Origin of the sequence: Bacillus sp. FSL W8-0848 (assembly GCF_038007805.1) — a bacterium.
GTDB lineage: Bacteria > Bacillota > Bacilli > Bacillales > Bacillaceae > Bacillus > Bacillus glycinifermentans.
On record NZ_JBBOYB010000001.1, the window covers coordinates 2,107,857 to 2,122,881 of the forward strand.

At 50.4% G+C, this 15,025-nt stretch carries 15 protein-coding genes; 1 reads left to right on the forward strand and 14 read right to left on the reverse strand.

The annotated features are described in order from the left end of the window. Positions 1–93: 93 nt before the first annotated feature. The 5 genes from recG to NSQ39_RS11045 all read right to left on the reverse strand — a co-directional run bounded on the left by recG (position 94) and on the right by NSQ39_RS11045 (position 5,935). On the reverse strand, positions 94–2,142 hold the full coding sequence (gene recG, locus NSQ39_RS11025; protein ID WP_335498675.1) for an ATP-dependent DNA helicase RecG: 2,049 nt from the start codon (positions 2,140–2,142) through the stop codon (positions 94–96). After that, positions 2,120–3,022 carry an L-serine ammonia-lyase, iron-sulfur-dependent, subunit alpha gene (gene sdaAA, locus NSQ39_RS11030; protein ID WP_046128995.1) on the reverse strand — a complete coding sequence of 301 codons (903 nt, stop codon included), beginning with the start codon at positions 3,020–3,022 and terminating at the stop codon, positions 2,120–2,122. Before sdaAA ends, recG begins: the two co-directional genes overlap by 23 nt. 22 nt (positions 3,023–3,044) lie before the next feature. Continuing rightward, positions 3,045–3,707: an L-serine ammonia-lyase, iron-sulfur-dependent subunit beta gene (gene sdaAB / locus NSQ39_RS11035; RefSeq protein ID WP_046128996.1), complete on the reverse strand. Its 663-nt coding sequence runs from the start codon at positions 3,705–3,707 to the stop codon at positions 3,045–3,047. Positions 3,708–3,890: 183 nt separating this feature from the next. Continuing rightward, positions 3,891–5,555 (reverse strand): DAK2 domain-containing protein, encoded by a 1,665-nt coding sequence (locus tag NSQ39_RS11040; RefSeq protein WP_175076203.1) that lies wholly within the window; start codon positions 5,553–5,555, stop codon positions 3,891–3,893. Between the two features lie 17 nt (positions 5,556–5,572). Beyond that, entirely contained in the window at positions 5,573–5,935 is a 363-nt protein-coding gene (locus NSQ39_RS11045; RefSeq protein WP_335498670.1) for an Asp23/Gls24 family envelope stress response protein, read from the reverse strand. Between the two features lie 281 nt (positions 5,936–6,216). On the opposite strand from NSQ39_RS11045, the gene rpmB reads away from it, so the two are divergent. After that, the gene (rpmB, locus tag NSQ39_RS11050) at positions 6,217–6,405 is read left to right on the forward strand and encodes a 50S ribosomal protein L28 (RefSeq protein ID WP_003181685.1); all 189 of its coding nucleotides are present in this window, start codon (positions 6,217–6,219) and stop codon (positions 6,403–6,405) included. A gap of 87 nt (positions 6,406–6,492) precedes the next feature. On the opposite strand, the gene spoVM is transcribed toward rpmB, so the two are convergent. The 9 genes from spoVM to fmt all read right to left on the reverse strand — a co-directional run bounded on the left by spoVM (position 6,493) and on the right by fmt (position 15,021). Beyond that, on the reverse strand, positions 6,493–6,573 hold the full coding sequence (gene spoVM / locus NSQ39_RS11055) for a stage V sporulation protein SpoVM (protein ID WP_003221545.1): 81 nt from the start codon (positions 6,571–6,573) through the stop codon (positions 6,493–6,495). 87 nt (positions 6,574–6,660) lie between these two features. Next, entirely contained in the window at positions 6,661–7,305 is a 645-nt protein-coding gene (locus NSQ39_RS11060) for a thiamine diphosphokinase (RefSeq protein WP_335498685.1), read from the reverse strand. Positions 7,306–7,381: 76 nt separating this feature from the next. Beyond that, on the reverse strand, positions 7,382–8,038 hold the full coding sequence (gene rpe, locus NSQ39_RS11065) for a ribulose-phosphate 3-epimerase (RefSeq protein WP_335498666.1): 657 nt from the start codon (positions 8,036–8,038) through the stop codon (positions 7,382–7,384). 3 nt (positions 8,039–8,041) lie between these two features. Continuing rightward, complete coding sequence (gene rsgA, locus NSQ39_RS11070) at positions 8,042–8,923, reverse strand: ribosome small subunit-dependent GTPase A (RefSeq protein ID WP_046129001.1); 882 nt, start codon at positions 8,921–8,923, stop codon at positions 8,042–8,044. Positions 8,924–8,935: 12 nt separating this feature from the next. Next, positions 8,936–10,882: a Stk1 family PASTA domain-containing Ser/Thr kinase gene (pknB, locus tag NSQ39_RS11075; RefSeq protein WP_216898989.1), complete on the reverse strand. Its 1,947-nt coding sequence runs from the start codon at positions 10,880–10,882 to the stop codon at positions 8,936–8,938. Then, positions 10,876–11,640: a Stp1/IreP family PP2C-type Ser/Thr phosphatase gene (locus NSQ39_RS11080; RefSeq protein ID WP_341014881.1), complete on the reverse strand. Its 765-nt coding sequence runs from the start codon at positions 11,638–11,640 to the stop codon at positions 10,876–10,878. Before NSQ39_RS11080 ends, pknB begins: the two co-directional genes overlap by 7 nt. A 7-nt stretch (positions 11,641–11,647) precedes the next feature. Next, complete coding sequence (gene rlmN, locus NSQ39_RS11085; protein ID WP_046129004.1) at positions 11,648–12,736, reverse strand: 23S rRNA (adenine(2503)-C(2))-methyltransferase RlmN; 1,089 nt, start codon at positions 12,734–12,736, stop codon at positions 11,648–11,650. Continuing rightward, a complete protein-coding gene (gene rsmB, locus NSQ39_RS11090) occupies positions 12,729–14,081 on the reverse strand; it encodes a 16S rRNA (cytosine(967)-C(5))-methyltransferase RsmB (protein ID WP_216898987.1) in 1,353 nt (450 codons plus the stop codon). The genes rlmN and rsmB overlap by 8 nt, the downstream gene beginning before the upstream one ends. Then, positions 14,068–15,021 (reverse strand): methionyl-tRNA formyltransferase, encoded by a 954-nt coding sequence (fmt, locus tag NSQ39_RS11095; RefSeq protein ID WP_046129006.1) that lies wholly within the window; start codon positions 15,019–15,021, stop codon positions 14,068–14,070. Before fmt ends, rsmB begins: the two co-directional genes overlap by 14 nt. Between the last annotated feature and the right edge of the window lie 4 nt (positions 15,022–15,025).

Sequence of the window (15,025 nt, forward strand, 5' to 3'; positions counted from 1 at the left end):
CGCGCAATTGTGACTAGGTACTAATAGTAGTATATAATTTCATAGATTGGAATGCAATCTTTCTTTCTCCTGTTCACGGTTAAAATTTCTGAGTCAGCTTAGTTTTTCCCCGCCTATGATTCCGCTTTTTTGCAAATGCTCCCTTAACGGGGCATATTCGGAATCCGTCCAGAACGCTTGCGAGGAGACGAGCTCTGCCGCGTCTTTCCTGGCCGTCTCAAGCGCGCGGTAGTCATGGACCATGTCAGCGACTTTAAACTCCGGCATCCCGCTTTGCTTTTTGCCGAAGAAATCGCCCGGCCCCCTTAGTTCGAGGTCCTTTTCAGAAAGTTCAAAGCCGTCGGTCGTTTCGGACATGATCGCCATCCGTTCCTTGCCCGTATCAGATTTCGGATCAGCCATCAGGATGCAGTACGACTGATGGTCGCCGCGGCCGACGCGGCCGCGAAGCTGGTGAAGCTGCGAGAGTCCGAACCGGTCGGCATCATAGATCAGCATGACGGTCGCGTTCGGCACGTTTACGCCGACTTCCACAACGGTCGTCGAGACGAGAATCTGGCATTCATTGCTGCTGAACTGTCTCATCACTTGTTCTTTTTCATCGTTGGACAGTTTTCCGTGCATCAGCCCGATCCGCCATCTTCCTTGAAAAGCGTGGGTCAGCATGCTGTGCACATCGATCGCATTTTGCACATCAAGCTTGTCCGACTCTTCGATCAGCGGGCAGATGACGTAAGCCTGCCTGCCTTTTTTCAGTTCTTTTTCAATAAAGGCAAGAATCCGTTCAAGCATGTCGTGCTTCACCCAGTACGTCTCAATCCGCTTGCGTCCCGCCGGCATTTCGTCAATGATGGAGACATCCATTTCGCCAAATACCGTGATCGCGAGCGTTCTCGGAATCGGCGTCGCCGTCATGAACAGGACGTCGGGGTCCTTTCCTTTGCTTCGCAATTTTTTTCTCTGCTCGACGCCAAACCGGTGCTGTTCGTCGGTAATGACAAGGCCGAGCTGCCGAAAATGCACATCGTCCTGGATGAGGGCGTGTGTTCCTACTAAAATATCAATTTCGCCTTCTTGCAGCCTTTCCAAAAGCTCCCGCCTTCTTTTGCCTTTTACAGAGCTTGTCAAAAGCGCGACATTGACATCCATGTTTTTAAACAGGGAAACCAATGAGTCTGCGTGCTGTTCGGCCAGTATTTCGGTCGGAACCATCAGCGCGCCCTGACAGCCGGATAAAATCGAAGCGTACAAGGCGATGGCGGCGACTGCGGTTTTGCCCGAGCCGACATCGCCCTGCAGCAGCCGGTTCATTTTGTATTCGGAAGCCATATCGTTTAAGATGTCGCCGAGGGCTTTCGCCTGGGCGTTTGTCAGCGTAAACGGAAGGCTTTTGACAAACTCGTCGACGTCTTCGCGTTTAAAGGCGTGCCTGATCCCGCGGGACTCTTCCCGCTCAAATTTCCGCAGCGCCTGCATTTTGAGCTGAAACAATAAAAATTCTTCATAGACAAAGCGGCGGCGCGCCTGTTTTAACGCGTCCCTCGTCTCCGGTTTGTGGATCGCTTTTACCGCATCCCGGTAAGAAGGAAGTTTGTAGGCGAGCCGCAGCTTTTCCGGAAGGGGATCCACGGCGTATTGCAGATGGGTGCGAACGGCTTCCTGAATCAGCTTCCGCATCGTCTTTACCGTGATGTTTTCTTTTACCGAATAGACGGGTTCTATCGTTTGATCTTCCTTATGGGGTCCGTTTTTCAATTCCTGGACCATCACCGACTGCCTGTGCTTGTCCCATTTTCCTGAAACGGTGACAACCGACCCGATGGCCAGCTTCTTTTTCAAATACGGCCGGTTAAAGCAAATCGCCGTGATCAGGTAGTTTCCGACCAAAAGCCGAAACGTGAGCCGGCTCCGTTTTTTCCCGTAATAGGTAAGAGAAGGCTCACTGTGAACCTTCCCTTCGACCGTCACTCTCTCCTCGTGTGCCACTTCTTCCAAATCGCGCAATTCATAATCGTCATACCGGTACGGGAAGTAGTTCAAAAGATCGGAAACGTCGTAGATGCCGAGCTCGTTCAGCGTCTTTTCCGTTTCCGCCCCGATTCCTTTTACAACAGATACGCTATTTTGCAGATTGTTCTTCACGTGCAGTTGACGCCCCTCCGAATATTTTTTTCTCCAATTCTTTGCCTGTCGGGGTTGCGGCAAGACCGCCGCGGCCTGTTTCTCTTAAAGCCGTCGGCATCGTTTGCCCGATTTTGTACATCGCATCAATGACTTCATCGCACGGAATCCGGCTCGTAATACCGGCGAGCGCCATATCTGCCGCAACCATCGCATTTGCCGCTCCCATCGCATTGCGCTTCACACAAGGAACTTCGACAAGCCCTGCGACGGGATCACACACAAGACCGAGCACGTTTTTCAAGGCGATCGCCATCGCTTCTGCGCACTGTTCAGGCGTTCCACCCGCCATTTCGACGATGGCCGCCGCAGCCATTCCGGAGGCGGATCCGACTTCAGCCTGACATCCGCCGGCCGCTCCGGAGATACTCGCATTGTTGGCGACGACAAATCCGAACGCGCCTGAGGTGAATAAAAAGCGGACCATCTGCTCTTTTGTCGGATTGAGTTTGTCTTTGACGGCAAACAGCGTGCCGGGCACGACGCCTGCCGATCCTGCCGTTGGTGTCGCGCAGATCGTCCCCATTGCAGCGTTGACTTCATTTGTCGCAACCGCTTTGCTGACGGCGTCCAAAATCACGTCTCCTGACAGACCTTTTCCCGATTTGAGATAAGCCTGCAGCTTGACGGCGTCGCCGCCGGTTAATCCCGAGTGTGACTGAACGCCGCTGATGCCTTTTTCCACGGCCGCTTCCATCACTTCTAAATTGGCCTCCATCTGCTCGAAAATCTCTTCTCTCGTCCGGCCTGACACCTCGATTTCCTGGGTGATCATGATTTCTGAGATGGAGACGTTTTTCTCTTTCGTCAGCTGAATCAATTCTTTTACGTTTCGAAACATATAAACTCCCTCTCTTTGTCCTTTAGTCGGCGATCTGCGTCACTTCGATGATATTCGGCAGCGTCCGCAGTTCGTCAAATACGGCCGGATCGATCGCCTGATCGACCTCGATTGTCATGAGCGCTTCCTGTCCGACGTCTTTGCGGGCCACTTCCATATGGCCGATGTTAATCGCGAATTTTGCCAGTACGTTTGCAACGCCTGCAATGGTTCCGTACCGGTCATTATGGACGACTAAAATAGCGGGGTGATTACCCGACAATCTGAGTTCAAAGCCGTTAAGCTCTATAATTTCGATTTTTCCTCCGCCGATCGAAATGCCCACAAGTTCAAGGGATCCTTCTTCATCAGAGATGAGAAGGCGGGCTGTATTCGGGTGTTTCGGCACCGCGTCTTCTTCGCGGAACTCGATTTCGATTCCCTTTTCTTCCGCGATGCGGATGGATTCTTTAATTCTTTCGTCAAATGTATCAAAGTCTAAAAGACCGCCGATGATCGCCACATCCGTCCCGTGCCCTTTATAGGTTTCGGCAAAAGAGCCGTATAAAGAAACGATGATGCGTTTCGGTTCCCGTCCAAACACGCTTCTGGCGACCCTGCCGATTCTGGCGGCGCCTGCAGTATGAGAACTTGACGGTCCGATCATGACCGGCCCGATAATATCAAACACACTTCTGTATTTCATGTATATCCCCCTTTCATGCGTTCACAGATTTCACTGTGAATACCGGAAAACAGCCGTTTTTTTTAGACTAATCGATCTAAGGTCGATTGGCAAGCAGACAGCCGCGAGGAGCTCGCGAGCACGCTTTAAAAAAAGCCAAAAGAAGAGAAGGGCTTTTTTATAACGCCCTTCTGCCGTCAATGCTTATTCCACAGCCAAAATGTAAGAATACAGCGGCTGTTTGCCGTCATGAATTTCGACTTCAACATCTTCGAATGTTTCGCTGACATACTTGGCGAGCTCTTCCGCTTCTTCTTCGGAAGCGTCTTCGCCTTTTATGATCGTCACGATTTCGCTGTCTTCATCGATCATTTCGGCGATCAGCTTTTTGGCTGCCGTCAATTGCTCTGCCGCGGTTTCAACGATTTTTCCATCGAGGATGCCCATGAAGTCGCCTTTTTTAATGTCGATGCCGTCAATGTTCGTATCTCTGACAGCATATGTGATCTGTCCGCTTTTGACATGGGTAATCGCTTCAAGCATGTTCTCTTCGTTTTCTTCTGCGCTTGCGGCAGGGTTGAATGAAAGAAGCGCGGCCATTCCTTGGGGAACGGTCTTTGTCGGGACGACGATCACGTTTTGATCAGCGACATCTGCCGCCTGGTTGGCCGCCATGACGATGTTGGAGTTATTCGGCAGGATCACGACTGTGTCCGCGTTGGCATCCTTTACCGCCTGGACGATGTCTTCCGTGCTCGGATTCATCGTCTGGCCGCCTTCGATCACAACCGTCGCGCCGATGCTTTTGAGGAGCTCGGCAACCCCTTCACCCATCGCTACGGTGACAACGCCGTACGGCTGTTTTTCGGCTGGAGCCTTAACGGCAGCATCCTCCTTCGTTTGGCCGACAATCGCGCTGTGCTGCTCTCTCATATTTTCAATCTTCATATTGATCAAGCTGCCGTACTTTTGCGCATATGTCAGGACTTCACCCGGAAATTCGGCATGGATGTGCACTTTTGCAAGGTTCTCGTCAGAGACGACGAGCAGCGAATCGCCGAATCGGCTTAAATCCCGGCGGAACGCGTCTTCTTGAAAGCTGTCTTTCTCCTTGTCAAGCTTCACCATGAATTCCGTGCAATAGCCGAATTCGATGTCTTCAGTGTTCATATGGCTTTGTGCGCTTTTATGATGCTCCGCGCTGACGAGATCATCCAATGACGGAAGCGCGGCGGCCTTATCCGACAGCTTTTCTCCTTTTAAAGAAGCAAGGAATCCCTCATATACGTACAAGAGTCCTTTTCCTCCGCTGTCGACGACGCCGACTTCTTTTAATACCGGCAAGAGCTCAGGGGTCCGCTCCAATGAAGCAGACGCTTCCTTGACAACGGCCTCCATGACGGCAATGATATCGGTTTCAGTTCGCGCGGTGTGAACTGCTTTTCTGGCCGCGTCTTTCGCAACCGTCAATATCGTGCCCTCCACCGGTTTCATGACCGCTTTATAGGCGGTGTCGACCCCGGCCTGAAACGCGGCCGCAAATTCCTTAGCGTCAATTTCGCTTTTCTGTTCGATCGACTTTCCAAAGCCCCTGAACAGCTGCGATAAAATGACGCCGGAGTTTCCCCTGGCTCCCATGAGGAGCCCTTTTGAAAGGCTTGCCGCCACTTTGCCGATATTCGCCGTATCGATTTGCTCCACTTCTTTTGCACCGGATGTCATCGATAAATTCATGTTCGTTCCTGTATCACCGTCCGGCACGGGAAAAACGTTTAACGCATCAACCACGTTTGCGTTTTGAGACAGATGGTGCGCACCGTACAGAATCATTTCTGCAAAGGCTTTCCCATCCAGGTTTCGTATAGACACTCTTGTTTTCCTCCTAACTACGGGTTCGTCACTCGTACTCCTTGTACGTAAATGTTTACGGAATCAACTGCAAGACCTATTGTATGATCCAGCGTGTATTTGACTTTTGTTTGAACATTGTGTGCCACTTCTGAAATTTTTGTTCCGTAGCTGACAATGATGTACATGTCAATGTGAATGCGCTCTTCTTCCTGACGGACAATCACGCCGCGGCTGAAATTCTCTTTTCTGAGGATTTCAGTCAGCCCGTCTTTAATTTGGTTCTTGGATGCCATACCTACGATCCCGTAGCAGTCAATCGCCGCCCCTCCGGCAACCATGGCGATGACTTCGTTCGATATATCAATCTGTCCGTATTTTGTTCGAAATTCGATGGACACGTCGGTTCCTCCTTTTTGAGTCTCTATGACCGAGTTATCATCATTCTACTATAAGGATCTTCTTTTTAAAAGAACAGGCAAGCTTCCCTCTGGACCCAACCCTACTTATACTACAGCGGGGTTATTTTTTCAAGATGTCAAGGAATTATTCTTGAAAGGAGAATAATCAATAGTTGCAAACGGTTTTCAGCTGTGGTAAATTATTAAAGTATGTGAAGCATCACAAACGATCAAATGATAATGAATAATGATGTTTGTTTTTAGAGTTAGGAGGGAAACGAATGGCACGTAAATGCGTTATTACAGGCAGAAAATCACGTTCTGGCAATTCTCGTTCTCACGCGATGAACGCTTCTAAACGCACATGGGGCGCAAACGTTCAAAAAGTGCGCATCCTTGTGAACGGCAAGCCTAAAAAAGTATATGTATCTGCTCGAGCTTTGAAATCTGGAAAAGTTGAGCGTGTATAAGAAAAAATAAACGCCTGCCCAAAGCGACTGTGTTTTAGGGCAGGCGTTTTTTTCGTTCTTTTTCGTCCGGGGAAGAAGGGGCGCTTGCTAGTCTTTGCGAAACGAACCCAGCATTGCCCGGACGATTCCCCCCAGAAACTTCGGTAATTTAATGGTGTAAAATTTCATTCCGTTCCCTCCTATAAGAGCCCCTGTAAACCGCATGTCTGACACCGGATCCCTAAACATCCGCCTAGCGGAAAGAGCCGCGATATTTTAATCAGTGCTTCTTATCATTATTAATATGCCTTCAGTAAACGAAAAAGCACCTTGTGATCGGATGAGTTCGTTACTAATACATAGTGTCGAACCAAGTGCAATATGACACTTATTTAAAGAATACTTAAATCCTTCGAGAGAAAGGTTATTCACCGTTTCTGTAAACGGCAGGAATGACACATACGGCTTCACAGGGTCGCGCAGGACGGTATAGGAGCCTGGGGAGAACATGCTGATCGCATTTTGGCGGTCGATCATCACGGCGCTCACATTATGTTGGAGCGCCTGGTAAAGAAGCTGCAGATTTCCGAGAAAATGGTCTGCCCTGCCTCCTGAGATGCCGAACATCCTGAGGGTGGCGGGCCGCTGCTCGACCGCCCAGCTGAGGGCGAGGTCCAAATCTGTCTTGTCCTTCTCGGCTTGATAGATGTGGAGGCCGGGGGCGGCTTTTTCAATCGCTTTTTTTTGCTCTGTTGTGATGCTGTCAAAATCGCCGAACGCTTCATCCGGAACGATCCCTGAATCGAGAAGCGTCACCGCTCCCCTGTCAACGCCGATCCAAAGCGTATCCTTTTCCCGGTACTCTGACAAATCGGGGATGAGGTTTTCGGGTCCTCCGGCAACAAGATTGATGTTCATGATCGATGTATCCTTTCTCACGCCGTTTTAAAAAAGAGCCCAGCTCTCGAAGGCCGGCTCTCTTTTTGGCTAAAACGTGTTATCTAAGCGCTCCTCTAATGTCTGCAATGGCTTTTTTGCGGTCTTTCTCGTTGTATATCGCAGAGCCTGCAACGAGCAGGTTCGCGCCTGCTTCTGTACACTGTGCAGCCGTCTCTTTATTGACGCCTCCATCGACTTCGATCAATAGATCGGAAAGCCCGTTCTGATCTGCAAGCTCTTTGACTTGCCTGATTTTCGGAACGACGGAAGAAATAAACGACTGCCCGCCAAAGCCGGGGTTCACCGTCATCAATAACACGAGATCAAGGGCTTTTATCACATGTTCGATCTGCTGGACAGGGGTGTGCGGGTTTAACACGACGCCCGCTTTCACACCCTGCTCCTTGATCAGCTGGATCGTCCGGTGAAGATGCGGACAGGCTTCGGCATGGACGGAAATAATGTCCGCCCCCGCTTTTGCAAACGCGGGAATATAGCGGTCCGGCTCTTCAATCATCAAGTGGACGTCGAGCGGCAGCTTCGTAATCGGACGGACGGCTTCTACGACAAGCGGTCCGATCGTCAGGTTGGGAACAAAATGCCCGTCCATCACGTCAATATGGATGTAATCGGCACCGCCTTGTTCAACATCTTTAATCTCTTCGCCCAATCGGGCAAAATCTGCTGAAAGAATCGATGGAGCAACATATACCATATTTTAATACCTCGGCTTTCTGTCTTTGATCTCTGATAAAAATTCAACGTAATGATCATACCGGTATGAAGCGATTTCTCCATTTTCCACCGCTTTTTTCACGGCGCAGTTCGGCTCTTTTACATGCAGGCATCCGCGGAATTTGCACGCTGCGCTCTTTTCTGCGATCTCCAAAAATGTATAGCCCAAATCTTCCGCTTCAATGCCCGTGAACTCAAGCGAGCTGAAGCCCGGCGTATCCGCGATGAGTCCGCCGCCCGCATGAATCAGCTCGACGTGGCGCGTCGTATGCTTTCCCCTGCCAAGATGAGCCGAGATACGTGCGGTTTTCAATTCAAGGCCGGGGCTGATTGCATTTAACAGCGAAGATTTCCCGACGCCGGACTGGCCGGCAAACACGGTAATGCTGTCTTGAAAATGCGGAATGAGCTTTTCCGTGCCGTCTCCGTTTTTCGTTGACGTCAAATAGACGTGATAGCCGATCTGCCGGTAGTCTTCGGCATAGCGCCTGATTTCGCCTTCCCAGTCTCCCTCGGCCAGGTCCATTTTCGTAATGCAAATAATCGGCTTGATATCATTCGCCTCAACGAGCACTAAAAAACGGTCCAAAAGCGACGTGCTGAAATTCGGCTCCTTTGCCGAAAACACAAGAACCGCCTGATCGACATTGCTGATCGGAGGCCTCACCAATTCGTTGACCCTTTGTTTAATCTCAAGAAGGTAGCCTTCCTTATCATTGTCGGCTTGATATACGACATCGTCGCCGACAAGGGGGGTGACTTTATTTTTCCTGAAAACCCCTCTCCCCCTGCATTGAATGACCCGATCTCCATCCAATACGTAATAAAAGCCGCTTAACGCTTTAATGATTTTGCCCTCGGGCATATTGCACCTCCTTTATTCATCGTCAGGATATTTGATCGTTTTTGACCTGACCACTTTATTGTTGACCGTCACTTGATAATACCCTTTTTGGCCCGGTTCAATTTTAAATTTGATCGTCCGCTCGGCCGGGGCGGTGATTTTAAAGTTTTCATACGAATCTGAGATGCTGTGCTCGGCATCATCGATTGAGATCTGGACGTCGAGCTCTTCGCCCGGCGTATCCGGCTCATAAGGGATGTCGATCTTTTCCGTCACCGTCTTGGCCGGTTTTTTTTCAGGTCCGAGCGAAAACGTGACCTCGACTTTTGATCCCGGTTTGACAGACGTCCCGGCCGCTGGTTTTTGCTTTATGACCTGGCCTTCCGGAACATCGTCGGAATGTTCCTCCTTCTCAACAAGGACGAGCTGGTGGTCTTCCAAATAGCCGGAAGCCGCCTGTTTGCTGTACGTTTTCAAATCCCTGAGCGTAATATTTTCAGGCCCCAGGCTGACCGTCAATTTGACGTCGTCATCGCCGGGGACGATTTCGGTTCCCGCTGACGGCTGCTGGCCGATGACGGTTCCCGCTTCCTCATCATCATACACCTCTTCTGTTGTAACGTGTTTAAAGCCTTTTTGTTCAAGCAGTTTTTTCGCCGTATCGATGTTCTGGCCGACAACATCGTCAACCTCTTTTTTCTCCTTGCCCGAACTTTTATAAAGCTTGACCGTCGCGCCTTCCTTGACAACATCGCCGGCTGCCGGATCTGATTTGACGATCAGGCCTTCTTTGATTTTTTCGTCGGCAATGTCTTCGGCGTTCGGATCAACTTCAAATCCGTCATTTTCTAGAAGGGTGACAGCTTCTTCATACTCAAGGCCGGCCACATTGGGAACCTTTACATCTTTTGGTATGAACAGCGACGGAAACACCGTCACCGCCAAGATAACGGACGTGACCAAAATAAAAAACAGCGTGAATACAACGAGCGGCCACTTCTTCCTTTTTTTCTTTGCTTTTTTGTGCGGGGCAGCCGGCTCTTCGTCCGGGCCGCTTGAAGGGCCCGGGCTTCCGTCATCAGGCACGTCTTTGATGACAGGGACCGCTTTTGTCATTTCATCGTCCGGCGGGATGGAGAATTTCGTTTCATTCATCCTGTCCGGATCAAAAGCCGTCCTCAAATCGCTTTCCATGTCCTCGGCCGTTTCGTAGCGGTGAAACGGATCTTTGGCCGTCGCCTTCAGAACGACGTTTTCCAAACTTTGCGGCACGGCCGGATTCCACCTTTTCACTGAAGGCGTTTCCGATTGCAGGTGCTTGAGCGCGATGCTGACCGCTGATTCCCCTTCAAACGGCGTCCGTGCGGTTAACAGCTCAAACAGCACGATGCCGAGTGAATAAATATCGGATTTTTTCGTGGACAGGCCCCCCCTTGCCTGTTCAGGCGAAAGGTAATGGACCGAGCCCAAAACCGAGTTGGTGTGTGTGATGGTCGTAGAGCTTAAAGCCATGGCGATGCCGAAATCGGTGACTTTAATATGTCCCAAATGGTCGATCAGGATATTGTGCGGCTTGATATCCCTGTGGACAATCCGGTTATCGTGGGCGTGTGCGATAGCCGACACGATTTGCTCCATGATCTGGACCGCTTCTTTTGGATGAAGGGGGCCGGATTGGTTTATGTATTCTTTCAGGGTCATCCCCTCTACGTACTCCATCACGATATAATAGATGTCATCTTCTTCTCCGACATCATAAATGCTGACGATATTCGGATGGTCGAGACTTGCGGCGGCCTGGGCTTCCCTTCTGAAACGCCTGATAAAATCAGCGTCATGAACGAAGTCAAACCGCAGCACTTTAATCGCGACTTCCCGGTCGAGTATGATGTCATTTGCCAAATAAACGTTAGCCATCCCCCCTCCGCCAATGGCTCGCAGGATGTGATAACGTCCGCTGATCCGTTTGCCGATTAGCACTTGTCTTCACCTTCTTCAGTTTGAGAAGGAAGCTCCAACAGCGCAACGGTAATGTTGTCTTCACCGCCGTTGTCATTTGCCGCCTGAACAAGCCGCTCCGCTTTTTCTTCCAAGGAAGAAGCAGATTGAAGCATTTCTTTCAGCTTCATATCATCGACCTTGTTCGTCAGGCCGTCGGAACATAACAGAACCTTGTCACCGGGTTCCATTTCAAAGGAATGGGCCTCCACCTCCACTTCGGGATCTGTGCCGAGCGCTTTTGTCAGCACATTTTTCCGCGGGTGATGTTCGGCGTCTTCTTTCGAAATCCCTCCCGTCCGCACAAGTTCATTGACAAGCGAATGGTCTTCGGTCAGCTGTGTGAAGCTGTCTTTGTGGAGGAGGTAGCAGCGGCTGTCTCCTATATGGGCTACCGTCAGCGTTTTCCCCGTATATAAGGCGCAGACGACCGTCGTCCCCATTCCATGGCATTCTTCGTGCGCCCTCGAATGGTCGTAAACCTTTTGGTTGACGGCGGTAATCTGTCCTTTTAGCCAAGCTTCGGTATCAGCCGGTGAATCCGGAATATCTTGCGCCTGCTCCCAGGCGTCCTTTAGGGCAGAGACCGCCATCCTGCTGGCGACGTCTCCCGCAAGATGGCCTCCCATGCCGTCGCAGACAACGGCCAAAACCCGCTCCTTTTTTCCTGTAAAAATGCCGGCATCATCTTCATTGTGCTGACGTATTTTTCCCCTGTCTGTTTTTAAGGCTGTCTTCAACCTTGATTCACCTCGTCTCTTCTTGACGCTCCTTTGCACGCAGCTGTCCGCAGGCAGCGTCAATATCATGGCCTTGCTCTCTTCTGATCGTAACATTGACTCCATGAGACTTTAATGTCTTTTCAAAGGCGAAAATCTGCTCTCTAGGTGTTCTGACATAGTCTCGTTCAGGTACATAATTGACGGGAATTAAATTGACGTGACACTTGATTCCTTTTAACAGCGCTGCGAGTTCTTCCGCGTGTTCAACCTGATCGTTGACACCGCCGAAAAGCCCGTACTCAAAGGTGATCCTTCTGCCGGTTTTCTTGATATAGTAATCAACGGCTTTCATCAGCTCTGGCAGCTTGTATGCCCTGTTGATCGGCATCAGCCGGCTTCTGATCTCGGTGTTTGGCGCATGCAGAGAAATCGCAAAGTTGATTTGCAGTTTTTCATCTGCAAACTCGTAGATTTTCGGAATGATTCCGCTCGTTGACACTGTAATATGGCGGGCGCCGATGTTCAGTCCTTTATCATGGTTGACGATTTTTAAAAAGGCGAGCATTTCCTGGAAATTATCGAACGGTTCGCCGATTCCCATAATCACGATGGAGCTGACGCGCTCATCTGTTTCATCGAGCGCCTGCTGCACCTTGACAACCTGTGCGACGATTTCCCCGGCTTCAAGGTTCCGCTTCAGCCCGCCGAGCGTGGATGCGCAAAACGTACAGCCGATGCGGCAGCCGACCTGTGTAGTGACACAAACAGAATTGCCGTAATCGTGCCTCATTAAAACGGTTTCGATCGTATAGCCGTCATGAAGTTCGAATAAGAATTTCATCGTTCCGTCCTGGGATGTCTGCTTGACGGCCGTTTTGAGCGTTGTCAATACAAAATGCTCTTTGAGCTTATTGCGAAGCTCTTTTGAAAGGTTTGTCATCTCGTCAAATGATGAAACTCTTTTGCTGTATAGCCATTCAAAGATTTGCGTGGCGCGGAAAGGCTTTTCGCCGTTTTCCTCAAGCCAGCTTTTGATGTCATCGATTTCAAATGAATAAATCGACGGTTTTTCAGTCCGCAATTCTTTTCTTACCTTTTGTTTTGATTCAATCATTGTGATCCCTCTTTCTCATGCTGCAAATAAAGAAGCCGTCTGTGCCGAAATAATGGGGAAGAATTTGGATGCTTCCGTCCTTCACATAAGGCGCGGCTTTTTCCGGCAGCCGGTCCTTCAGCGTCGGATCAAGCTCAAATTCATCGTGTTCTTCCAAAAACGCATGCATGACTTGTTCGTTTTCTGTCCGGTCTATTGTACACGTACTGTAGACCAGTGTGCCGCCTTTTTTCAAAAGCGGCGCGATTTCGTTTAAAATCGCGAGTTGAATGCCGGCAAGGCGGGCGCTGTCTTCCGGTGTTTTGCTGTATTTGAGATCAGGCTTCCTGCGGATGACGCCGAACCCTGAGCACGGCGCGTCGACGAGAATCCGGTCAAATTGCTCCGGCTGAAAAGCTTCGGCCGCTTTTCTGGCATCCATTGCTGCCGTTTCAATGTTGGAAAGCCCGAGCCGGCCGGCTGTTTCCCTGATGAGCTTCACTTTATGCTTGTGCAGGTCGAGGGAAACGACCTTTCCGGTGTTTTCAAGGAGCTCGCCGATATGAGTCGATTTCCCTCCAGGCGCCGCGCACGCATCAAGTACTGTTTCACCCGGTTTTGGACCGAGGGCCCTCGCGACGAGCATCGAGCTTTCATCCTGGATCGTCACATCGCCTTCCTTGAAAAATGGGGTTGAGGCAATCGTTCCTTTTAACAGTTTGAGTGCGTCCGGCGAGAGGTCGCCTTTTTCGGCCTCGATTCCCGCTTCGCTCAGGTGCTTGAGCATCGTGTCCCTGTCGTTTTTTAGCCTGTTGACGCGGATCGTCTGCTTTGGCGGTATCATATGAATGCGGCAAATGCGTTCGGCCGCCTCAAATCCGTACGCTTCCGCCCATTCTTTGACAAGCCATTCCGGATGGCTCGTTTCGGTCGCCAGGCGCTTAACCGGATCGCCGATTTCAGCAAATGAAGGAACGCCTTCCCTCTGGATGGAACGCAAAACCCCGTTGACAAATGAAGAAATTCCTTTATGCCCGCGTTTTTTCGCGATTTCTACCGCTTCAAACAATGCGGCCCGATCCGGGATTTTCTCCAGATACTCCATTTGATACAGAGACATTCTTAACAGATGGATCACCCACGGCTTCACTTTTTCCGGCTTTTTAATGAACGGCTTCAGCATATAGTCGAGGGCAAGCTTGTTCTGAAGGGTGCCGTATACGAGCTCAGTTAAAAGACCCCTGTCTTTGTCGTTTAAATCGTTCGTTTTCATGACCGACTGCAGCAGAAGGTTGCTGTACGCTTGATTTTGGTCAAGCTTAATCAATGTATCGAGCGCGACTTCCCTGACATTACTTTTTTTCATCGTTATACCCTAATTTCATTCCGGCTTGAAGACCCGCTCCCCTGACGAAATCTTCGCCTTTCATTCTTTTTTTTCCGGCAGGCTGCACTTCCGTTAGTTTAAGTGCGGTGCCGTTTCCTGCGGCGACAACGATGCCGTCTTTTTCAATAGCAATGATCTCTCCCGGCTCAGCCTGTTTTTCTGCGGGAACTTTTTCGGCCGCCCATACTTTCAAGATTTGTCCTCCGAGGGTCGTATATGCGACAGGCCATGGGTTTAAGCCGCGGACCTGGTTGTACAAAACCTCGCCGGGCTGTGACCAGTCGATCCGCTCTTGTTCCCGCTTAATGTTTGGAGCGTATGTCGCTTTTTCCTCATCCTGCTCCTCCGGCGTCACGGAGCCGTCTATTACTTTCGGCACCGTTTCAGAAAGAAGCGCGGCTCCCGCTTTGCTCAATTTGTCGTGGAGCGTGCCGACATTATCGTGTTCTTCGATGTCAACTTCGACTTTAGCCAGCATATCTCCGGCATCGAGCTTTTCGACCATGTACATGATCGTCACGCCTGTCTTTTGCTTTCCTTCAAGGATCGCGTAATGGATCGGCGCTCCTCCGCGCAGCTCAGGGAGAAGGGAAGCATGGACGTTGATGCAGCCGTATTTCGGATAATCCAACAGCTTTTTCGGCAGGATTTGCCCGAATGCCGCCGTTACGATTAAATCCGGCTTGAGCTCAAGGATCTTGTCAGTCTCCTGTTCCTCCCTCACTTTTTCAGGCTGAAGCACGGGAATTCCGTGGCGCAGCGCTTCTTCCTTAACCGGCGGCGGTGTCATCACTTTTTTTCTGCCTTTCGGACGGTCAGGCTGGGTGACGACGCCCACCACTTCATAGCCGTCCTTAATCAGCGTGTTCAGCACAGGAACCGAAAAATCCGGCGTTCCCATAAAAACAATCCTTGTCATCCAA